Origin of the sequence: Actinomyces sp. Marseille-P3109 (genome assembly GCF_900323545.1) — a bacterium.
Classification (GTDB): domain Bacteria; phylum Actinomycetota; class Actinomycetes; order Actinomycetales; family Actinomycetaceae; genus Actinomyces.
This window is the reverse complement of the sequence record NZ_OOHN01000008.1, coordinates 1,705,091-1,726,265: the sequence shown is the minus strand read 5'-3', so window position 1 is coordinate 1,726,265 and position 21,175 is coordinate 1,705,091. Positions and strand designations below refer to the sequence as shown.

At 70.5% G+C, this 21,175-nt stretch carries 16 protein-coding genes; 6 read left to right on the top strand and 10 right to left on the bottom strand.

The window, feature by feature from the left end:
• Positions 1-23: 23 nt before the first annotated feature.
• From prfA to BQ8008_RS07590, 3 genes are all read left to right on the top strand, one after another.
• On the top strand, positions 24-1,118 hold the full coding sequence (gene prfA, locus BQ8008_RS07600; protein WP_108833486.1) for a peptide chain release factor 1: 1,095 nt from the start codon (positions 24-26) through the stop codon (positions 1,116-1,118).
• Complete coding sequence (prmC, locus tag BQ8008_RS07595; RefSeq protein WP_108833485.1) at positions 1,108-2,004, top strand: peptide chain release factor N(5)-glutamine methyltransferase; 897 nt, start codon at positions 1,108-1,110, stop codon at positions 2,002-2,004. The genes prfA and prmC overlap by 11 nt, the downstream gene beginning before the upstream one ends.
• Before the next feature lie 233 nt (positions 2,005-2,237).
• Positions 2,238-2,630 (top strand): VOC family protein, encoded by a 393-nt coding sequence (locus tag BQ8008_RS07590; RefSeq protein ID WP_108833484.1) that lies wholly within the window; start codon positions 2,238-2,240, stop codon positions 2,628-2,630.
• On the opposite strand, the gene BQ8008_RS07585 is transcribed toward BQ8008_RS07590, so the two are convergent.
• The 3 genes from BQ8008_RS07585 to BQ8008_RS07570 all read right to left on the bottom strand — a co-directional run bounded on the left by BQ8008_RS07585 (position 2,567) and on the right by BQ8008_RS07570 (position 4,995).
• Complete coding sequence (locus tag BQ8008_RS07585; RefSeq protein ID WP_108833483.1) at positions 2,567-3,277, bottom strand: helix-turn-helix transcriptional regulator; 711 nt, start codon at positions 3,275-3,277, stop codon at positions 2,567-2,569. The two genes, BQ8008_RS07590 and BQ8008_RS07585, sit on opposite strands and share 64 nt — an antisense overlap.
• Positions 3,278-3,905: 628 nt before the next feature.
• Complete coding sequence (locus BQ8008_RS07575) at positions 3,906-4,379, bottom strand: MarR family winged helix-turn-helix transcriptional regulator (RefSeq protein ID WP_108833481.1); 474 nt, start codon at positions 4,377-4,379, stop codon at positions 3,906-3,908.
• Complete coding sequence (locus tag BQ8008_RS07570) at positions 4,360-4,995, bottom strand: DJ-1/PfpI family protein (RefSeq protein WP_108833480.1); 636 nt, start codon at positions 4,993-4,995, stop codon at positions 4,360-4,362. Before BQ8008_RS07570 ends, BQ8008_RS07575 begins: the two co-directional genes overlap by 20 nt.
• Before the next feature lie 133 nt (positions 4,996-5,128).
• On the opposite strand from BQ8008_RS07570, the gene BQ8008_RS07565 reads away from it, so the two are divergent.
• The gene (locus BQ8008_RS07565) at positions 5,129-8,065 is read left to right on the top strand and encodes an ATP-dependent helicase (RefSeq protein WP_108833479.1); all 2,937 of its coding nucleotides are present in this window, start codon (positions 5,129-5,131) and stop codon (positions 8,063-8,065) included.
• Positions 8,066-8,435: 370 nt separating this feature from the next.
• Here the strand turns inward: BQ8008_RS07565 and BQ8008_RS07555 are convergent, their stop codons facing one another.
• The 3 genes from BQ8008_RS07555 to BQ8008_RS07545 form a co-directional block, all read right to left on the bottom strand.
• Positions 8,436-9,155, bottom strand: coding sequence for a nitroreductase family protein (locus BQ8008_RS07555; RefSeq protein ID WP_108833478.1), 720 nt, complete (start codon positions 9,153-9,155; stop codon positions 8,436-8,438).
• A 59-nt stretch (positions 9,156-9,214) separates the two neighbouring features.
• Positions 9,215-9,895, bottom strand: a complete 681-nt coding sequence (locus BQ8008_RS07550; RefSeq protein WP_108833477.1) for a sugar O-acetyltransferase — start codon at positions 9,893-9,895, stop codon at positions 9,215-9,217.
• Between the two features lie 78 nt (positions 9,896-9,973).
• Entirely contained in the window at positions 9,974-12,508 is a 2,535-nt protein-coding gene (locus tag BQ8008_RS07545; RefSeq protein WP_108833476.1) for a TIM-barrel domain-containing protein, read from the bottom strand.
• Positions 12,509-12,776: 268 nt separating this feature from the next.
• Between BQ8008_RS07545 and BQ8008_RS07540 the strand changes: the two genes are divergently transcribed.
• Both BQ8008_RS07540 and BQ8008_RS07535 read left to right on the top strand, forming a co-directional pair.
• Positions 12,777-14,645, top strand: coding sequence for an alpha-glucosidase (locus tag BQ8008_RS07540; RefSeq protein ID WP_108833475.1), 1,869 nt, complete (start codon positions 12,777-12,779; stop codon positions 14,643-14,645).
• Positions 14,646-14,756: 111 nt separating this feature from the next.
• Positions 14,757-15,404, top strand: coding sequence for a nitroreductase (locus BQ8008_RS07535; protein ID WP_108833474.1), 648 nt, complete (start codon positions 14,757-14,759; stop codon positions 15,402-15,404).
• Here the strand turns inward: BQ8008_RS07535 and BQ8008_RS07530 are convergent.
• The 4 genes from BQ8008_RS07530 to BQ8008_RS07515 all read right to left on the bottom strand — a co-directional run bounded on the left by BQ8008_RS07530 (position 15,394) and on the right by BQ8008_RS07515 (position 21,099).
• Positions 15,394-16,266, bottom strand: coding sequence for a CPBP family intramembrane glutamic endopeptidase (locus BQ8008_RS07530; protein ID WP_108833473.1), 873 nt, complete (start codon positions 16,264-16,266; stop codon positions 15,394-15,396). The two genes, BQ8008_RS07535 and BQ8008_RS07530, sit on opposite strands and share 11 nt — an antisense overlap.
• Positions 16,267-16,365: 99 nt before the next feature.
• Positions 16,366-17,703, bottom strand: a complete 1,338-nt coding sequence (locus tag BQ8008_RS07525; RefSeq protein ID WP_108833472.1) for a chloride channel protein — start codon at positions 17,701-17,703, stop codon at positions 16,366-16,368.
• Between the two features lie 168 nt (positions 17,704-17,871).
• Entirely contained in the window at positions 17,872-18,717 is an 846-nt protein-coding gene (locus BQ8008_RS07520; protein WP_108833471.1) for a CPBP family intramembrane glutamic endopeptidase, read from the bottom strand.
• Positions 18,718-18,723: 6 nt separating this feature from the next.
• Positions 18,724-21,099: a 6-phosphofructokinase gene (locus tag BQ8008_RS07515; protein ID WP_199907957.1), complete on the bottom strand. Its 2,376-nt coding sequence runs from the start codon at positions 21,097-21,099 to the stop codon at positions 18,724-18,726.
• Between the last annotated feature and the right edge of the window lie 76 nt (positions 21,100-21,175).

The window sequence follows — 21,175 nt, the reverse complement described above, 5'->3', positions numbered from 1 at the left end:
ATCCCATGAAGGAACCCGAGTCCATGAGTGAGGACTTCTCCGCTGCTGAGCCGCTCCTGGCCGAGTACGCGGACATCGAGGCCGAGATGGCCGGGCCCGCGGCCTCCGACCCCGGTGCCATGCGTCGGCTGGGGCGCCGCTACGCCGAGCTCGGCAGAGTCGTGGCCGCCTACCGGACCTGGCAGTCGGCCAGCGCCGACCTGGACGACGCCCGCGAGCTGGCCGCGGAGGATGAGGACTTCGCCGCCGAGCTGCCGGCCCTCGAGGCCGCCGCGACCGAGGCCGGTGAGCGCCTGCGCGAGGTCCTCGTGCCCCGCGACCCCGATGACGCCCGCGACGTCATCATCGAGGTCAAGGCCGGTGAGGGGGGCGAGGAGTCAGCACTCTTCGCCTCCGACCTGGCCCGCATGTACTCCCGCTACGCCGAGCGGCAGGGGTGGGCCGTGGAGGTCCTCGACGCCACCGACTCCGACCTGGGCGGCTACAAGGACGTGCGGCTGGCCATCAAGACCCGCGGGCCCGTGGAGCCCCAGGACGGGGTGTGGGCGCACCTGAAGTACGAGGGCGGCGTTCACCGCGTCCAGCGCGTCCCGGTCACCGAGTCCCAGGGGCGCATCCACACCTCCGCGGCCGGCGTCCTGGTCATGCCGGAGGCCGACGACCCCGGTGAGCTCCAGATCGACGCCGCCGACCTGCGCATCGACGTCTTCCGCTCCTCGGGGCCCGGGGGCCAGAGCGTCAACACCACCGACTCGGCCGTGCGCATCACCCACCTGCCCACTGGAATCGTCGTGTCCATGCAGAACGAGAAGTCCCAATTGCAGAACAAGGAGGCGGCCATGCGGGTCCTGCGGGCCCGTCTCCTGGCCGAGCGGGCGGCGGCGGCCGCCGCCGAGGCCGCACAGGTCCGTCGCAGTCAGGTGCGCACTGTGGACCGCTCCGAGCGAATCCGCACCTACAATTTCCCTGAGAACCGGATCGCTGACCACCGCACCGGCTTCAAGGCCTACAACCTCGACGCCGTGCTCGACGGTGACCTCGGCCCGGTGATCGCCTCGGCCATCGCCATGGACGAGGCTGAGCGGTTATCCCAAGTGGGTGAGGGCAGTGGTTCCTGAGTTGTGCGGCGGTGCGCCGGCGGGCGCTGTGGACCGCTACGGGCTGCGGGCGCTGGTGCGCCAGGCGGCCGGGCGGCTGGCGGCGGCCGGAGTGACCAGTCCCCAGGTCGACGCCAGGATCCTGGCCGAGCACCTGCTGGGGAGGGCCCTCCTCCTGGCCGACGGCGCCGACGGGGATTTCCCGGCCGCCTATGACGCGCTGGTGCTGCGCCGCGAGTGTCGCGAGCCCCTTCAGCACATCATCGGCCGTATGTGGTTGCGGGGCGCCGAGCTCATCAGCCGTCCCGGCGTGTTCATTGTGCGCCCGGAGACCGAGGTGGTGGCCGGAGCCGCGATCGAGGCCGCCCGCGAGGTGATGGATGGCGGCGGGGGAGTGGTCCTGACCGCTGACCTGTGCACCGGCTCGGGCGCGATCGCCGCCTGCGTCGCCAAGGAGGTCCCTGGTGCCAGGGTGGTCGCCGTCGAGATCAGCGAGACGGCCGCGGCCCTGGCCCGCGAGAACTGCGAGCGGCTGGTTCCCGGGCGCGTCGAGGTGATCCACGCCGACGCCACCGACCCGCTGGTCCTTCACGATCTCAACGGGCAGGTCGACGTCGTCGTCTCCAACCCGCCCTACGTGCCGGCAGGCGCCGTGGAGGATACCGAAACCTCCCAGCACGAGCCCACCGTTGCTCTCTATGGCGGGGGACCCGACGGGCTGGACATCCCGGTCGACGTCCTCGTGCGCTCGGTCGCCTTGCTGCGCACCGGCGGCGTCCTCGTCATGGAGCACGACCACGAGCAGGGGGCCCTGCTGCGCGCGGCCGCGCTCGGGGCCGGCTTCAAGCAGGCCGAGACCGGCCAGGACCTCACCGGACGTGACCGCTACCTGCGCGCCGTGCGGTAGACGCCGTCGGCGGGACCGACGGCGTTGAGAGTCCCAACGGCTTTGCAGGCCGGCCTGAGCTCGACCGCGGCGGGTACCTGTTTCGGGCGTGTGATGCTCGCTCGCATTCGGTGAGCTGAGATGTCGCAGATTGAGTGGATGTGGACTGATGATGCACGGATGGGCCCTGCCGGGCCGTGGGTGATGGCCGTTCTGTTCAAGACGCGGTGGCGTGGACGGCATACGGTGTCGCTATGACACTACGACTCGGATTCATCGGCATCGTGACTCGCAATATGTCCGCCTCACTCGCCTTCTACCGTCTGCTTGGAGCGCCCGTCCCCGAAGGGAGTGACGAGCCGCATGTCGATACCAGGCTCGAGGACGGCACCGTTCTGGCCTGGGACACCATCGACCTCATTCGCCGCCTCGACCCCGGGTACGAGTCGCCCTCGGGAGGCCATCGCATCGCCCTGGCCTTCGATCAGGGGACGGCGAGTGCCGTGGACGACACCTACACCAGGCTCACCGGAGCAGGATACGAAGGCCGCACGAAGCCGTGGGACGCTCCCTGGGGGCAGCGCTACGCCACGGTGCTCGACCCCGATGGCAATAGCGTCGACCTCTTCGCGGCCTTGGAGAACTGAGCCGGCGTCACCCCGACCATGCGCGCGAACTCGCGGGTCAGATGCGGCTGGTCCGCATAGCCCGTCATCGCTGAGACATCGGCCGGCGAAAGCCCCCGCTGGAGGAGCGAGCGCGCCCGGCACGCCCGCTCGATACGTACCAGAGTGGAGTATCCGTAGCCGAAGCTCTCCAGCATTCGTCTGCGAAGCGTGCGCTCCGACCAGTCCAGAGCCCGGGCTGCCTCGCGGGCCGACGCTCCGGTCCGGGCGAGCCGGCGCGCCGCCGCCGCCCACGGTTCCTCTTGGTCGACAAGCATAGGAGGGAGCGTGAGGTCGGGCCGAGAAGTGTTGCTCGCTCGCATCATCAGGTCGTGCAGGACAACCCCTTCAGACCCCAGCACGGCACGCAGCTCCACTACTTGGTCCCTCAGCTCGCAGAGTGCTACGGGCAGGATCCTGTGAGCGGTTCCCGCTTCCAGCCTCAAGCCGACAGTGGGGTGAACGTCGTCGGCAGGAGCGTGGATGACACGAGTCTGCGGGCCGCACAGGAGCACCTGCTCGCTGCGGACAATGAGGTCGACGCATCCGTCAGCGGGAATGGCAGCGGCGCTGCCGCCCACCGATCGCCAGAGCGTGCGCTGCTCACTCAGGACCGTCTCGGAGTACACGTCTCTATCGTGGAGCCGAGAGCGATGCGAATCCAGAGAACCTGCCGAGGATGGATCTCCACGGTGAAAAGGTCGCGTCGGTAGGTGGTGTGGTGAGAGGGGGTGGTCGTTCTCGTAGGGTCTAGTTGCTCTGCACGAGGCTCGGGTGTTGTTGGAGGCGACGTCGGTGTGCTTCACCAGGGTCGGGGCTCGTGCAGTGCGGTTGGATTCTGGCCAGTACTACCTGGACCTCGGGGAGTACTTGTCCGGAGTGGGATGGTTGTGTTCGGCCAGATACCGCGAGGTCCGTGATGACGCCGTGGGCCCCGCGGGGCCCACCCTGTTCGAGACCGGAATGGACCTGTCGGACACGACTCTGGGCAGTGGCGGCGGAGACCAGGTGCTCGCCCGGGCGCGGTTCATCAGGAGTTTCACGGGGGCGGTCATCAGGGGAGACCAGGTGCTCGCCCGGGGTGGGGACTGCGTTTCGTGCTGGGGACGTACTTTCATCCAAGATGACTGCACTCTGGCACCAGTCGTCTGCAATAGAACGCTGTCCTCATGCGGAAAGTACGTCCCCGACCGGAACTGGCTCAGCGGGGCGTAGGTCCTCGCTCGGTGTCTGGTGCGCCTGGGGGCGGCTGTCTGCTTAAGGCGAGGGCTCCTCTCCGGCGGCTTGCCGGTAGCGGCGTGACGCCTCGGTGACCCGGCTGATCAGCGTCGCCAGGGTCTTCAGGTCCCTCTCTCCGATCTCCTGGCCGACGGCATCGGCCCAGGCGTGCTGCTCCGCAGTCAGTGCCGCGATCGCTCGCCTTCCCTTGTCGGTCAGGACGAGCAGGTTCTGACCGCGCCGCCCGGGATTGGGCTGCCAGTGCGCCCATCCCTGGGCGACGACGTCATTGGCCACCCGTTGCACACTCTGCCGGGTCAGTCCCACCCGACGCGCGATCTCGGCAACCGGCAGCGGTTCCTCCAGGACGGCGCCCAGCACCTGCCACCGGGCCAGGGTCAGCTCATGTGGGGCCGTGATCACCGCAGCCGCCTCCAGGAGCTCCCCGTTGAGCGCGAAGACGGGAAGGACCAGGGCAGTGAGGGCGTCCCCCTCAGGCGTTCTGCCAGGCACTGGTCGCCTCCATCAGAGCCATGTAGTCCCTCTCCCGGCCGTTCAGGAAGACCTGTTCCCAGGATTCGACTATCGCATCGGGCACAAGCCCGGTGATCCGCATGATCTCCGCGGTGAAGGGGATCGCGTGGATGCCCGAGGCGGTGGTGACGCCCCGGTCGGTCACCACCGGGGCCTCCTCGTAGCGCGTACCACCGCGGTATCCACTGGCCTCCAGGTACGAGGCGGCATTCGAGGTGTGGCGGCGCTCGTCCAGGAAGCCGCCGCGGGCCAGCAGGAGCGTGGCGCCGCAGATCGCCGCCACCGGAACCGAGCCGTCCACGAGCCGGTCGACGACCTCGATGAGCCGCTCGTGCCCTGCCGCGTAGTGGTCCCCTCCCGGAATGACCAGGGCCGCGAGTGAGCCGGTGGCGGCCAGCGCGTCCAGGGCATCGAGGTCGGCCTCCGGCGCCAGCGGCAGGTTCCCGAGCGTGCGCACCGGCGCCAGGCCGTCGCCCACGAGCAGCAGCTGGAAACGCCCGGGCTTGAGCCGCTCCGCGCCTGCGATCTGAGTGGTGAGATAGGCGTACTCCCAGTCCGCCATGGTCTCGGTCGTGTACAGGGCGATGGTCTGCATCTCGGCTCCTCGTCGGTTGCTCTGCCATATATCGACAGTATGCTGTCATTATTGACAGCGTGCTGTCAATGTCGGGTTGGGGTGGAGAAGAATACGGAACGCGTCGGTGCCCTGGCCTAGGCTTGGCCCCACGATGAACGCGATGAACTCCCTCTTCGGTGCCCTGCCCATGCCCGGCTCCGGCGGTGCGGCCACGCCGCCGCCCGAGGCCGCGCTACCCGCCCTCATCCCCACCGGAGGCTCCTTCGACGACGACTCCTGGGCCGACGTCGAGGCGCCGGAGGAGGACTGGGGCCCCGAGGACGCCCCGCCGCCCGAGGACGAGGCCGCCGCGGCCCCCACCTGGGAGGAGCGCCAGGACGAGGTCTCGGCCCTCGTCGCCCGCGCCCAGGCCAACGCCGCCGCTGCCCGCGCCCGAGCCGGCGGCGCCGCGCCGTCGGGCCACGTCCCCGGCCCCGCCTGGGGCGTGACGGTCTCAGACCCGGCCGAGCTGCTCTCCGGCCTCAACCCCGCCCAGGAGGCCGCCGTCACGCACTCGGGCGCGCCGCTGCTCATCATCGCCGGCGCGGGCTCTGGCAAGACCCGGGTCCTGACCCACCGCATCGCCCACCTCATCGCCACCGGCCGCGCCCGCCCCGGCGAGATCCTGGCCATCACCTTCACCAACAAGGCCGCCGCCGAGATGCGCGAGCGCGTCACCGCTCTGGTGGGCCCCGCCGGCGAGCGCATGTGGGTCTCCACCTTCCACTCGGCCTGCGTGCGCATCCTGCGCCGCGAGCACGAGGCAGCCGGCCTGCGCTCCACCTTCTCCATCTACGACGCCGCCGACTCCACCCGCCTCATCACTCTCATCGTGCGCGAGCTGGGCATCGATCCCAAGCGCTTCACCCCCAAGACCTTCGCCCGCCGCATCTCCGACCTGAAGAACGAGCTCATCACCCCGGCCCAGTTCGCCGAGCGGGTCGTGACCTCCAACCCCCTCGAGCGCCACCTGGCCGAGGTCTACCGCGCCTACGCCGAGCGTCTGAGCGCCGCCAACGCCCTGGACTTCGACGACATCATCATGCGTACCGTCGCCCTGCTCCAGAACCGCCCGGCCGTCGCCGAGATGTACCGGCGCCGCTTCCGCCACATCCTGGTCGACGAGTACCAGGACACCAACCACGCCCAGTACGTCCTCGTGCGCGAGCTCGTCGGCGGGCCCGGCACCTCCGGGGCGGACTCGGCCCTGCCGGTCGGTGAGCTGACCGTCGTCGGCGACTCCGACCAGTCCATCTACGCCTTCCGCGGCGCCACTATCCGCAACATCGAGGAGTTCGAGGAGGACTATCCCTCGGCGCGCACCATCCTGCTGGAGCAGAACTACCGCTCCACCCAGAACATCCTCTCCGCCGCCAATGCCGTCATCTCCCGCAACAGCGGCCGGCGCGAGAAGAACCTGTGGACCGCCGCCGGGGACGGCGCCCCCATCACCGGCTATGTCGCCGACTCCGAGCACGACGAGGCCCGTTGGATCAGCCAGGAGGTCGACCGCCTGGCCGACGATCACGGCGTGCACCCCCGCGATGTCGCCGTCTTCTATCGCACCAACGCCCAGTCCCGCGCCCTCGAAGAGGCCTTCATGCGCGCCGGCCAGCCCTACAAGGTCATCGGCGGCACCCGGTTCTACGACCGCCGCGAGATCAAGGACGCCATCGCCTATCTGCGTGCCGTCGACAACCCCGACGATGACGTCAACCTGCGCCGCATCCTCAACGTCCCCAAGCGCGGCCTGGGGGACAAGGCCGAGGGGGCCTTGGCCGAGCACGCTGCCCGCTACGCCGTCTCCTTCGGACAGGCGATCGCCGACGCCGCCGGAGCCCTCCGCGAGGCCCAGGCCGACGAGGCCGGTGATACCGAGGGAGCCGACGGGCAGGACCCGTCCTCCGCCGAGGCCGGCGAGCCGCCCGAGGTCGAGGGCCTGACCACCCGGGCCCGCAACCAGGTGCGCGGCTTCCACGAGCTGCTCACCACCCTGCGTCACATGGTCACCGCCGGCGACGGCGTCGCCGACCTCCTCGACTCCGCCCTGGACGCCTCGGGCTATCTCGCCGAGCTGCGCGCCAGTGACGACCCCCAGGACGCCACCCGCGTGGAGAACCTTGCCGAGCTCCACTCGGTGGCCAGCGACTTCCAGGCCGCCAACCCAGACGGAACCCTGGCCGACTTCCTCGAACGCGTCTCGCTCGTGGCCGACTCCGACCAGCTCCCGCCCAGCGCCGACCTGGAGGACGAGGAGGCCCGCAAGGCCGAGGAGCAGGGGCAGATCACCCTCATGACCGTCCACACCGCCAAGGGACTGGAGTTCCCGGTCGTCTTCGTCACCGGCATGGAGGACGGCACCTTCCCCCACACCCGCTCCCTGGCCGAGGAGACCGAGCTCGCCGAGGAGCGCCGACTGGCCTACGTGGCCCTCACCCGCGCCCGCGAGCGCCTCTACCTCACCCGCGCCGCCGTGCGCTCGGCCTGGGGCGCCGCCAACGCCATGCCCGCCTCCCGCTTCCTCGACGACGTCCCGGGTGAGACCATCGACTGGAAGCGCCTGGCCTCCTCGATGGAGGCGCTGCGCGGCGGCGGCACCGGCTGGGGGAGCAGCTGGGGCGAGGGCGGCTTCGGCTCGGGAGGGCGGCGCTCGGGAAGCTCCCGGCAGGACTCCTACTCCGGCGGCTACTCCGACGACGATAACTTCGCCCCGCCCGTGGGGGGAGGCGCCAAGCGCTCGGGCAAGCTGGGGCGCGTGGAGACCCCCCAGGACCGGGCCGCCAAGCGCGCCTCCGTCCGCCTTGAGGCCCGCGGAAAGCAGAGCGCCGCGTCACCGGCCGGCGGAGCCGCCGCCTCGGAGGACCTGCCCGCGGCCGTGGCCGGGCTGAGGACCGGCGACCAGGTGCGCCACGACTCCTACGGGGTGGGCACCGTCGTCGGCCTGGAGGGCAAGGGACGCTCCCTGACCGCCCGCGTCGAGTTCGTCATCGACGGCGCCCCCGCCACCAAGCGCCTCATTCTGCGCTACGCCCCCGTGGCCAAGATCTGACGGTCCAGGCTCTCGCAGCAGCAGGTACTCTTCCTCGCGGTGCATGAGGTGTGCCGCGCACTTGGGCAACTCTCACGCCACAGTCTTCGGCGCAGTGGCGATCGTGCTGTGCACCGCTGTCGGGCTGGCCGTGCTGGTCGCGGTCCGCCGGCGCGGACTCATCGTCCCGCCCTGCTGGCGCCGTCCGGCTCGGGACGCAATGCACAGCACGCAGCCGGCCTAGGGGCTGTTGCGAAAGTAGGATGGAACGCCTTGTGTTCGTACCTTAGGGCGCGCGTTCGTACCCTTTACCCTTCGAACGCGAGGCATAAGGTACGACCGCGACGTCGAGCACCACAAACGGTGACGGTTCGAGCGGGCCGCGACCGGATCAGCCGCGAGTCGGCACCAGGCGCACGGCCCACCGCTCGGCCCGGAAGTCGTTGACCGGGGCGTCGGAGGCGTAGCCCAGGGCGAAGCCGGTGATGAGACGGTAGTCGGCCGGCGCCTCGAACTCGGCGTCGAAGGGGCGGCGCCAGGTGGCCAGGACTCCCAGGGGGCAGGAGTCGACACCGTGGGCCTTGGCCGACAGGAACAGGGTCTGGAGCATGATTCCGGCGTCGAGCGCGGCGAAGGGCATGAGGCCCTTGTGGACCAGGACGAAACCGATGACCGGTGCGCCGAAGGCCTCGCAGTTGCGGCGGACGGCCGCATCGCGGGCCTTGCGGTCCTGCCGGGCGATGCCCATGTGAGCGTACAGCTGACTGCCGACGGCCTGGGAGTGGGGCAGCAGGTCCGCAGGGTGGGGCGCCCAGGTCCGGTAGTCGCCGTCGGGTGCCTTACCGCTCAGGGCCAGGCGGACCATGGCGCCGCGCTTCTTGTGCTGGACCGGGAGGGTCACGTCGAACTCGGCGATGTAGGCGGCGCGCAGCCGGTCTGCCCGCTCCCCGGTGGCCAGCGCCAGCATGAAGGGCCGAGTGTTCGACCAGCTCGGGGCCTGACGGGTATCCTCCAGGATCTCCTCGACGATCTCAGTCGGTACGGGATCCGGTCGGAAGTCCCGCACGGAGTACCGGGCGGCGGCCAGGTCGGAGAAGGCATCAGGATTCATGGTGGCGGCTCCCTGAAAAGGTGACGGTACTGGTGTTCGGGGCCGATTGCGGCACCGCCCTAGTCTCGGGTGTGACGCGGCGTCGTCCTCAAGCGTGACGACCGAGCTCGGGGCCCGAAGGTGGAGTCGTCCAGCTGGCGCAGGACCCGGGCCGGGTTACCCACCGCGAGGCTGCCGGCGGGAATGTCCTTGGTGACCACCGAGCCCGCGCCGATGACGCAGTTGTCCCCGATGGTCACGCCGGGGCAGACGATGACCCCGCCACCCAGCCACACGTTGTCGCCGATCGTGATGGGGTCGGCCGCCTCCAGGGAGCAGGCTCGCGGCGTCGGCTCCAGGGGGTGGACCGGCGTGAGCAGCTGGACGTTCGGGCCGATCTGGCAGTGGGAGCCGATACGGATCTCCACGACGTCCAGGGCCACCAGCCCGTAGTTGGCGAAGGTCCCCTCGCCCACGGTGATGTTGTCCCCGTAGTCCACGCGCACCGGCGGTAGCAGGCGCACCTTGTCGCCCAGGCCCGGGATCGCCGAGCGCAGCAGATCCCAGCAGTCCTCCTCACCCTCGGCGAAGGCCCGCTCGAAGCGGTAGAGCATCTTGCGGGCGTGCGCCGCGATCCTGGCGCTGTCCGGGTCGTCGGAGACGTACCAGTCACCGGCGAGCATGCGCTCGCGGTTGGTGCGGTCGTCGCCGACGAAGTAGGGCTCGGCCTCGGGAAAGCGCGGAGAGGGAATCTCACTCATGACCGACAGCCTAGCCGCGGCCTGTGGCACTGCCGGTCAGCTCGAGCCGACTCGCCAGAGCCGGCCCTCGCGTTCTGCTCAGGAGTGGGGAAGCACCTCGGCCACGGCCGAGCGCAGCGCCTCTGGCAGGCCCAGCGACTCCATCTCACCCAGGAGCGCGGTCCCGCTCATGCCCCGCTCCACGGCGGCCCAGGCCTGGTCCTTGGCCGCGTAGGCCACACGGGCCGCATCCAGGATCGCGTGGACCTCGTCGTGCCAGTCGGCCGGTGCCTGCCGCGCACCGCGCAGCACCAGCTCGACGCCGTCGGCCAGCTCCTGGCGACTCAGCTCGCCTAAGTGCACCAGCGTCCCGGCCCCCAGGGTGAAGCCGTCGCCGTCGACCTCCTCGACGACGAGTCGGCATGCCTGATCGCCCAACCCCAGCCAGGCGCCCGTGGCCCGTCCGGCCAGAAGCCTCACCCTCACCTGCCGTGAGTCCGGAACGACGTCGGCGGCCCCCTCCAAGCGGATACGCAGCGCCGCGTCCCCGCCGTGCTCCCCCTCGTCATCCGGCCAGGTCAGTGCCAGGCGGGTGCGGGCGACCCGGTCCGGGCCCGGCTCGGCCGAGCCGTCGTCCTCCTCAAGGGTGAAGACCCCCGAGCCGCCGGGCACGACGACGATCTCCAGCTCGTGCGGATTGTCTCCGGCAGCTTCCGTCAGGTTCCCGGTCAGCGGGATGACCGAGCCGGCCCGGGCCAGCACACCGATGCGATCCAGGGGACGCGACAGGCTCAGCATCCGCCCGTGCCCGCCGGTGGTGGCGTCATAACGGCGCCCCGTGGGCAGGTCGTACCAGACGCCGTCGGGCAGCCAGGCAGACTCCCGTCCCAGGCCGGTGGTCTCGTCCAACGGCGAGGTGAAGGGCACCACCAGCAGGTCCCCGAAGCAGAAGCTGCTCCGGTGCTGGTAGGCGGCCATCTCCCGCGGGTGGTCGTGGTAGATCGGGCGCACCGGCCCCACGCCCTCGCTCACCGAGCGCCTCGCCCACGTGTACAGGTAGGGCACCAGCCGGTGACGCAGCCTCAGGTGCGCCTCCATGGTGGTGCGCGCGTCACCCGAGTAGCGCCAGGGCTCCTTGGAGGTGAAGCCCGAGTTCGACGAGTGCAGGCGGTTGATGGGGGAGAAGCATCCCAGCTGGAACCAGCGGGCCGCCATCGCGTCGTCGCTATGGCCCAGCATGTGCCCGCCGATGTCGTTGGACCACCAGAAGTAGCCGATGTTGGCGGCCGTGGCCGTGAACATCGGCTGGAAGCGCAGAGAGTCCCAGCTGATGATCGTGTCCCCGGAGAATCCCACCGGCGTGCGGTGGCTCGAGGCGTCGGCGAAGCGCGAGAACGTCGCCGGCCGACGCCGCTCCACACCACCTGTCGCCATCGGGCGCTCCCGGCCCGAGTCGAGGTAGTGGACATGGTTGAGCATCCACAACGGGTCCAGGCCGGGAACCGTCGTGGAGCCGCCCTGCTGCCAGTCCAGCCACCAGAAGTCCACGCCCTCATCCTCCAGCCGGTGGTGGAGCCGTGAGAGGTAGGAGGCCGCGAAACCCCGGTCGGCGATATTGAAGGGCACATCCTCCCCGCTGCCCGCGTCCAGGCCCAGGTCGGCACAGACCTCCTCGTAGGCGTCCTCGTGGCGCCGCACCCCCTGGGCCGGGTGGACGTTGAGCGTGGTGAGCATGCCCCGCTCGTGCAGACCGGCCAGGAAGGCCGCAGGGTCAGGGAAGAGGTCCCGGTTCCAGGAGTAGCCGGTCCAGCCCGTGCCGATCGCCGGATCGATGTCGGTGACGTGCCAGTCCATGTCGATGACGGCCACGGAGAAGGGCAGCTCGTGGGCGGCGAAGCGGTCCATGAGCGCCAGGTACTCCTGGGCGCTGTAGGGGTGGTAGCGGCTCCACCAGTTGCCCAGCAGCGCCCGGGGGATCAAGGGGCTCGGGCCGGTGAGGCCGAAGAAGTCGCGCAGCGCCTCCCGGTAGTCCTGGCCGTAGCCGAAGACGTAGAGGTCCTGCGCCCCATCGCCGACCCGGTTGCCGGGCTCGCGCGGCCGGACCCACTCGTCCTCGGTGAGGAGCAGGGATGATGAGTCGTCCAGGGCGGTGATGCCGCTCAGGCTCAACAGCCCCGGACTGAGGGCGACGGCGCCGTCGGCCTCATCGAGGGTGCGGGTGGTGCCGCCCAGGTTCGTCAGGAAGGTCTCGTCCGGATCCCAGACGTCGCCGTGGTGCCAGGTGCCGCCGTGGGCGTGAAGCGCCGTCGAGCGCAGCCTGACACTGAGCCCGGACGGGGAGAAGCCCAGCGAGGGGACATGGGTCAGGTGCAGGTGCTCGGTGATGATCTCCAGGCGGTCCTCGCCCCGTACCACCCGGAACGACGGCGGTTCACCGAGGTCCCGGCTCACGACCAGCTGGGTGGCGGCGTCGGTGAACACATCCGTGGGGGAGTGCTCCATGCGGATGAGTCGGGAGGTCAGCACCGTGAACCGGTAGTGGGACTCAGCCGGTGAGGATCCGACCACGACGGCCTCGGGGCGTGCAGCGGCCAGACGCGGTGTGTCGGGAGCATCGGAGAGAGGAGAAACCAACAGTCGGCCTTTCACAACAGGGTCGTCACAGGGGATGGTGGGGAGGTGGCGCCCGGGCCGAGGCGCGGGCAATCATCATAATCGGCCGTGGCCCGGCGTGCCGTCTGACACAATCGATACGGGTTCGCGGAGCGCCGTCGGCCCTGGCGGTGCAGTCGGGACAAGCCGCGAGCTCCCGCCCCGTTACTGCCGATCTGCGTCCCATCCGTGTCGGACCCCCTCGTATCGTCCCTGTTTCCCCTTCATGCCGGTAGGAAGGAAGTTGCCCGTGACCCGCCCCGCACCCCTGGCTGTCTCTCACCACCACGTCGGCGACGAACCGGACTGGTGGCGCCGCGCCGTCGTCTACCAGGTCTACCCCCGCTCCTTCGCCGACTCCGACGGCGACGGGATCGGCGACATCCCGGGTCTGACCGGCCGCCTGGACCACCTCGACGAGCTGGGCGTCGACGTCGTGTGGCTCAGCCCCGTCTACCGCTCCCCGCAGGACGACAACGGCTACGACATCTCCGACTACCAGGACATCGACCCCCTCTTCGGCACCCTGGACGACCTCGACGCCCTCATCGACGGCCTCCACGCCCGCGGCATGCGCCTGGTCATGGACCTCGTCGTCAACCACACCAGCGACGAGCACCCCTGGTTCACCGCCAGCCGATCCTCGAAGCAGGACCCCAAACGGGACTGGTACGTCTGGCGGCCCGCCCGACAGATCGACGGACTGGCCCCCGGGCAGCCGGGCACCGAGCCCACCAACTGGGGCTCGGCCTTCTCAGGATCCGCCTGGGCCTGGGACGAGGGTACCCAGGAGTTCTACCTGCACCTCTTCTCACCCAAGCAGCCCGACCTCAACTGGGAGAACCCCGAGGTGCGCCGCGCCATCCACGAGATGATGACCTGGTGGCTGGACCGCGGCGTCGACGGCTTCCGCATGGACGTCATCAACTTCATCTCCAAGACCCACCCGCTCACCGACGCGCCCCAGGGCGAGGGAGACCTTTACGGCAACGCATTCGCCGCGGTGGCCAACGGCCCGCGCATCCACGAGTTCCTCCGCGAGATGAACCAGCAGGTCCTCGCGCCCCGGCCCGGCCACGTCATCACCGTCGGGGAGATGCCCGGAGCCACGCGAAGCGAGGCCGCCCTCTACACCGACCCCGCCCGCGCCGAGCTCGACATGGTCTTCCAGTTCGAGCACGTGAGCCTCACCGACGGGCCCGGAGGCAAGTTCGACCCACAGCCCCTCGACCTCGTCACCCTCAAGACCAACCTCGCCGAGTGGCAGGCCGCGCTCGCCCCCGTCACCGACCCCTCCGGCGTCGTGACGGCGGAGAAGGGCTGGAACTCCGCCTACTGGGACAACCACGACCAGCCCCGCGCCGTCTCCCGTTTCGGCGACGACGACCCGGCCTGGCGCATCCGCTCGGCCAAGACCCTCGCCACGATCCTCCACACCCACCGCGGCACCCCCTACGTCTACCAGGGCGAGGAGCTGGGCATGGCCAACACGGTCTTCCGCGGCATTGAGGACTACCGGGACCTGGAGTCCGTCAACCACTTCCATGAGCGCGTGCGCGCAGGCGATGACCCGGCCGCCGTCCTGGCCGGCCTGGCCCCCATCTCCCGGGACAACGCCCGCACCCCCGTCCAGTGGGACGGCAGCGAGAAGGCCGGGTTCACCACCGGTGAGCCCTGGATCGACCTGGCCCCCGACCACGGCACCGTCCACGCCGCAGCCCAGGTGGGTGTGCCCGGCAGCGTCTTCGAGCACTACCGCTCCCTCATCGCCCTGCGGCACAATGACGACGCCCTCGCCCTGGGTACCTTCCGGCTGCTGGCGGCCACCCACCCCACCGCCTGGGTCATCCTGCGCCAGTGGCGTGCCCCGCAGCCGGGTGAGGGCCGCCTCGAGCAACTGCTGCTCATCGCCCAGTGCGCCCGAGAGGACCTGCCCCTGGCCGGTGAGGGCGGCCTGCTAGCGGATCTCGCTGCCGAGGGCCTGGAGCCGGAGAAGTGGGCCGAGGCCGAGCAGCTCCTGCGCGCCGGCGACCCGGACGTCCAGCCCGGCTCCGGGCACTTCGGTGTGCCGGAGGCGCTGGCCGGCTGGGACTCGGTGCTGCTGCGCCGTCGGGCCTGAGCGGGTGGGTGCTCGCCGCGCCAGCCGAGGGTCTCTTCACTGGAATAGTGCGGTCCGGTTGGCTGTTCGCCTCACCGGGCAAGCCCGTGAACACCGGAATAGGAGAGCGCCATGGAGTTCAGCCAGGTCGTCGCCAATCGTCACTCGGTGCGAGACTTCACCGACCAGCCTGTCTCCCGGGAGGACCTGGTCGATGTCGTCCGCACCGCCCAGCAGGCGCCGTCGTGGGTGAATTCCCAGCCCTGGCGGGTCTATGCGGCCACTGGGGCCACTCTGGTCGGGATCAAGAAGCGCCATGCCGCAGACGTCGCCGCCGGCAGGAAGGGAGGCTCCGACCTTCCGGTGAAGCCTCGTACCGAGTGGTCTCCGACCACCCAGGAGAACATGGCCGCGCTCGGCGAGCAGATCGGTGCCCAGCTGGGCGAGGGCGTCCAGGAGTTCCAGGCATCGCAGGGACGGTTGTTCAACGCTCAGGCGGTCCTGTACGTGACGATCCCGGTCGAGTCCACTCCGTGGTCCTTCCACGACCTCGGGGCCTTCTCCGCCATGCTCGTCCTGGCGGCTGCCGACAAGGGCCTTGGCGCCATCAACGCCTACGCCCTGGTCATGTACCCGGACGAGGTGCGCGAGGCCATGGGGATCGGAGCCGATGAGATCGTGGCGGTCGGGATCGCGCTTGGTCACCCCGCTGACTCGGCGCTGGCGGCCTTCGCCCCCGACCGCGTCAACGTCGACGAGATCCTCACGATCAAGGACTGAGTGCAGAGGGCTGCTTCTGCCGTCGGCCCAGGAGGTAGATGAAAGCGGCAGCTACGACCGCGCCGACGAGCAGGATCGCGGCGTTGAGCCACGAGATCTCGAACTCGGGCAGGTTATCGCTCTGGAGCTGGCCGATGAACAGGCTCAGCGCGTTACCGCTGACGTGCAGGCCCAGGGCGAAGAAGACAGACCGCAGCCGCACCACCGACCAGCCGGCGAGCAGCCCGAAGAGCACCTTGTGGAGAATCTGCCAGGCGTAGCCCTTGGGGCTGGTCTCAGAGGACAGCCAGGTCGGCAGGTGCAGGGCAGTGAAGGACGCCGTGGTCACAACTATGGCGGTGGCGGCCCCGAAATGCGCTTGCACCGGCGCCAGCAGAGTGCGCCGCAAGGTGATTTCCTCGGGAATCGCGTTGTACACGACGCCGATTGAGATGGCGAAGACCAGGGCTTGGAGCAACGTGGATGCGGTGATCTCCGGCTTCCACAGGGGGCCCGTGCCCGTCGGCCCCATCCAGGCGTGCAGGCCCCCGAAGGTGATTCCGGCCAGGGCGCCGGCGATGAAGAGAACGGTTCTGCTGCGAATGCCGCCGCCGGACAGCAGGTCGCGCCAGGTGCGGTGGGCCGGCCCGAACCAGAGGACCGTCCCACCGAGGTGAAGGACCGCAAGCATGATGACCCACGGCCCCTGGAGGAGCGCCAGCGCGGTTCCCAGTGCCGGGGCGCCGGCCAGCAGGGCGACGGCGGCAAGGGCGGCACCCCACGAGATCCCCGACCGTCCGGTGTCAGAGGTGTCAGCACCGTCGGCCGCGGACAAGGGCCATACCGCGTGGCGAGGTGGCGCGGCGTCGCTGTGACGATCCATAGTGGTTCCGATGAGACGTGGCTGCCGGCTGCGATCCGCGCACGAGTATACGTTCAATCGGAAGAATTAATGACCCTGACACGTGGCAGGAGGTTGACGCTATCGATGCGGCTCCTGGTGCCGTGGCCGGCACTGCGATCGTCGGAGCCGGTCGGCCACGGTGCGCAACCCGGAGGGTGTAGTCAGTACGGTGACCGCCAGGACGACCGCGATCAGCGCCGCCAGCGTCCAGACTCCGGCTCGGGCCAGCTCCCAGGTGAAGACGATCCCGAAGACGGGGGCCTTCTGGGTGGTGGCGAGCACCGCGCCCGCGCCCGCCATCGTCAGCACCGAGATGCTGGCCTCCACCCCGCCGGCCTGAAGCGCGATCGCCAGGGCTGCCCCCGCGCTCGAACCCGCGGCCAGGGAGGGGGCCAGGCGTCCGCCGGTGGCTCCGGCCCCGAGCGTCAGACCGGTGAGGACCGGCTTGAGGACGACGACACCCAGCAGCATGAGTACGGCAGCACCCGGAGTGCCGAGCGAGGCGTCCGAGGCGGCCGGATCCGTGGTGGTGCCCAGCGCCACTTCCATGGCGTCGCGTCCGTTGCCGACGATAGCCGGGACCCACAGGCTCACCAGCCCGGTGATCAGCCCCGCCGCCCCGATCGCCGCGGGAAGCCAGCGGGTGGCGCGCACCCGGTGCGACATCATCCAGGACCATAGCCGCCTGGCTCCCATGCCCAGCGCGGCGGCCACGGGCACCAGCAGGACCAGCCCGAGGACGGTCCCCGACGACGGCCCCTGGGGGGCGACCTCGAAGGTGGGCCGTCCGTGGGAGTGCAGCCAGGAGACGAGTGCGGCGAGGACGCACACCGGGACCGCCACGACGGCTCCGCGTCGCCGCATCCCGGTGACCATGACGAGCTCGACGGCGTAGGCCGCCCCGCCCAGCGGCGCGTTGTACATGGCGGCCAGGCCCGCCCCGGCGGCCGAGGCGATGAGGATCGCGCCCTCGGTCCGGCCGATTCCCAACCACATGGTGAGCTTGGCCGCCACGGCACCGGCGGCCAGACGCGGGGCGCCCTCGCGGCCCACCGAGTTGCCCGAGCCGACGGTGAGGACCTGGTTGACGGCGTCGACGAACGGACGTGCCAGTCCCATCCGGGTGGCGGCCCTGCCGGAGTGGTCCGCCACGGCGGCCTCCACGCCAGTGATCCCGCCGGTCGTGCGCAGCCACCACCACACGCCACCGGCGACGACGCCTCCCATGGCCGGGGCGAGCACGCGCCGCCAGGGCGGGGCAGTAGCCACGCGCTCCAGGAGCCCGCCGTGGGCGACGCCGTAGAACAGCGACTCGAAGAGCTCCAGGAGCAGTGCCATCGCGATCCCGATGAGGCCCGCGGCCGCGCCCGCCAAGGCGGCGGCCAGAAGGAACCGGGGTCGGATCAGCGCGCGCACGCCAGGCACGATACCCGGCCCCACGGCTCAGGTGCGGTCAAGCACGTGGTTCGTCGCGGACGCGTCCCAGCCCTCGACGACGGATGTCGCGGGTACGGTCCGTGAGGCCTGCTGTGCGTCCGCGAGACCCCGGGCAGTCTCGAGTCCGACAGGCTTCCGCAGCCCGGCCTAGCGGTGGGGTGTCGACTTGCGGCTCGGGCGTCCCAGGTACCAGACGGCTGCGGCCGTCACCAGCGTCTCGGCGAGCATGGCGATAACGGACGGAGTGGTGAACCGGCTCCATCCGGTCAGGGTCTCCTCCCGGCTCAGAGAGTCCAGCAGGACGCCGGTGAAGTTGCCGCCCACATGCATGCCCAGGGCGAAGGCCAGGGAGTCCAGGCGCAGGACGGACCAGGCGGCCACCACTCCGAAGAGAAGCTTCTCGGGGACCTCAGCGGCGTAGGTGGAGGCGGTGGCGTGAGAGGAGATCCAGGTGGGCAGGTGCATGACGACGAAAGCCAGGGCCGTGGTCCACAGGGCGAACCCGTCCCCGAACTGCGCCCGCAGAGGTTCGAGCAGGCAGCGGCGCAGCGAGAACTCCTCGGGGACGGCATTCGTGAGCACACCGACCCCCAGTGCCATGGCCAGGGCGGACAGCAACCCGGTAGGTGTCACAGGGGCGAGGGCGGCTCCCGGGTTGTCGATCGGGTGGTGTGCCACGGCGCTGAGAGCGCACAGGCCCGCGCCGACGGCGAAGAGCAACCAGAAACTGCGAGGCCCCGCGGAGCGCAGCAGGTCGCGCCAGCCGCGGCGCCACACGAGGAACCAGATCGCCAGAGCCCCCAGGTGCAGGACGGCGACGACCTGCCAGGGGCCGCCCACCAGAGCCAGAACGACGCCGATCGACAGGCCTCCGACGAGCAGGACCAGGGCCGCCCAGGCAGTCCTCCGAGTGCGGGCCGCGTCTGCCCCGGCGGCGGTTCCAGCGGCCCCGGGTGGGACCGCCGTGCGCCGCGGGCCGGGGCGGGCAGTCACCTCCTGCTACCTCTGATCGCCGGCCGCGTCGTCGACCGCCTCACCGAAGTCGGGGACGTCCTTGAGCGCCAGCGTGCCGCTGTTGTGGCTGACCATGCCGACGGCGGGGCGCAGGCCCAGCCACCACTGGTGACGGGGGCGACGGTGGTCGCGGTCGAGCTCGTCGTTCATGCGGTCCAACGGGTGGTTGGAGACCTTGCCCCCCATCAGGCCCACGTAGGAGGCCGTCGGCTCGCCGCGCTTGAGGGCATCGGCCAGCAGGTCCAGGGAGTAGGCGACGAGCTTGGTCGCCATGATCCGGTCGAAGGCCGTGGGGGTGCCGCCCTGCTGCTGGTGGCCCAGGATCGCCTCGCGCACGTCGTAGAGGTCCTTGCCCTCCTCGGCGAAGATGTGGGCCAGGACGTCGGTGGTGTAGTTGACGCTGGCCCGCTCGTTGCGGATGACCAGGTAGAGGCTGCGCCCCGAGCGGAAGGACTCCACCATCCGCTCGGAGTCGGCGGCCAGGCCCTTGAGGCTGATGCCCTCCTCGTTGAGGTAGACCTTCTCCGCACCGGTGGCCAGACCGGACATCAGGGACAGGTAGCCGCACTTGCGACCCATGACCTCGGCGACGAAGCAGCGATGGGAGGCCGCCGCGGAGAGCTTGATGGAGTCCAGTGCCGCCACCGCGTTGTTGAGGGCCGTGTCGGTGCCGATGCTCAGCTCGGAGCCGGGCAGGTTGTTGTCGATGGATGCCGGCACGCACACGATCGGGATCTGGAAGGCGGGGTAGCGGTCCCGCTCGGTGACCAGGCGGTAGGCACTCAGGTAGGCGTTGTAACCGCCGATGACCAGCAGGGCGTCGATCTCCTGGAGCTCGATGGCCCGCCCCAGCGCGTAGAGCTGCTCGATGGTGGGCACCTCGCGGCGCGTGCCCAGCTGGGCGCCGCCGTCGCCGACCCAGCCCTCGACGTCGGCCCAGGTCAGCTCGTGCACATCGCCGTCGAGCAGGCCGGGGAAGCCCCCGTGGACGCCCAGCATCGTGAAGTCGTGGTCAATGCCCAGGCGCACGGCCGCGCGCGCCGCCGTGTTCATGCCCGGGGCCAGGCCGCCGGCGTGGATGATGGCGACCCGCTTGGGGCGAGCGGCGGACGACGGCGTCGAGCTGGCGCCGGGAACGGGATCGGCCGGGGGAGTGGACATGGTCTCAAACAGCTCGAGCATGTTGCCGAAGCTGGCGCCGCGGGCCTGGATCGCCCCGAGGTAGTCGTGGACGGCCACGAGGTCCTTGACGGCGCGGGTGGCCGCGATCTGCTCCATCATCGGCAGACGGCGGATACGGTTGTGGCGCTCGGCGATGATGACCGGCTCGCTGCCCGGCTCCATGGCCACCACCTCGCGGGCGGCGGCGCAGCCCAGCAGCGTGGACATCCAGCGGTCGTAGGCGCTGGGACGGCCACCGCGCTGGACGTGGCCCAGGATCGTGACGCGGGCAGCCTCGCCCAGCTTGTCGGCGATGACCTGGCGGACGTCGTCGGCGCTGATGCGGTTGCCCTCCCGGTCGGTGGCGCCCTCGGCGACGATCACCATGGACTCACGGCGCCCGGCCTCCCGGCCCGCCTTGAGCTTGGAGCACATGTCCTCCTCCCAGTCCTTGCCCGGGGGAAGCTCGGGGACCAGGACGTAGTCGCAGCCCCCGGCCACGGCCGCCATGAGAGCCAGGTAGCCGCAGTGGCGGCCCATGACCTCCACGACGAAGGTGCGCTGGTGGGAGGCCGCGGTTGAGGAGATGTCGTCGATGGCCCCCAGGATGCGGTGGAGGGCCGAGTCGGTGCCGATGGTCATATCGGCGCCCACGAGGTCGTTGTCGATGCTGCCCACCAGGCCGGTCACCATGAGGACGGGATGGGCGGCGGCAGTCTCCGCGCTGATGTCGCCGCTGGAGACAAGCTCCTCAAGCAGGGAGGGCCAGTTCTTGCGGAACTCGTTGGTGCCGGTCAGAGACCCGTCCCCGCCGATGACCACGAGCCGGTCGATGCCGTGCTCCAGGAGGTTGCGGGCGGCTGCCAGCTGGCCGGCGCGCTCGCGGAACTCGGCTGAGCGGGCGGTGCCGATGATGGTGCCGCCGCGCTGGAGGATGGAGCCCACCGAGTCCCACTCCAGGGGGCGGATGCCATCGCCGCCGGCCACGGCTCCGGCCCAGCCCTCCATGACCGCATACGGCTTGGCCCCCAGGCGGATGGCGGTGCGCACTACGGCCCGCACGGCCGCGTTCATGCCCTGGGCGTCACCGCCGGAGGTGAGGACCCCGATGCGCAGGGGCTCGCCGTCCAGGCCGAGGATCGGGCCGGGTGACGAGCCGGTGGGGGAGGGGACGGTGTCTGAGGACATGGCGGCTGGCATGTGGGGTCCTTCCCTGGGGTCGCCGGTGGGCCTGGCTCCCGGCGTCGGCCGGGAGGACATCGGTCCTTATTGTTGC

Excerpts from the sequence above, each read along its gene's own strand:
- BQ8008_RS07515 (WP_199907957.1), bottom strand. The coding sequence starts at position 21,099 with ATGCCAGCCGCCATGTCCTCAGACACCGTCCCCTCCCCCACCGGCTCG.
- BQ8008_RS07550 (WP_108833477.1), bottom strand. The coding sequence starts at position 9,895 with ATGAGTGAGATTCCCTCTCCGCGCTTTCCCGAGGCCGAGCCCTACTTC.
- BQ8008_RS07570 (WP_108833480.1), bottom strand. The coding sequence starts at position 4,995 with ATGCAGACCATCGCCCTGTACACGACCGAGACCATGGCGGACTGGGAG.
- BQ8008_RS07565 (WP_108833479.1), top strand. The coding sequence starts at position 5,129 with ATGAACGCGATGAACTCCCTCTTCGGTGCCCTGCCCATGCCCGGCTCC.
- BQ8008_RS07535 (WP_108833474.1), top strand. The coding sequence starts at position 14,757 with ATGGAGTTCAGCCAGGTCGTCGCCAATCGTCACTCGGTGCGAGACTTC.
- BQ8008_RS07530 (WP_108833473.1), bottom strand. The coding sequence starts at position 16,266 with ATGGATCGTCACAGCGACGCCGCGCCACCTCGCCACGCGGTATGGCCC.
- BQ8008_RS07555 (WP_108833478.1), bottom strand. The coding sequence starts at position 9,155 with ATGAATCCTGATGCCTTCTCCGACCTGGCCGCCGCCCGGTACTCCGTG.
- BQ8008_RS07590 (WP_108833484.1), top strand. The coding sequence starts at position 2,238 with ATGACACTACGACTCGGATTCATCGGCATCGTGACTCGCAATATGTCC.
- prfA (WP_108833486.1), top strand. The coding sequence starts at position 24 with ATGAGTGAGGACTTCTCCGCTGCTGAGCCGCTCCTGGCCGAGTACGCG.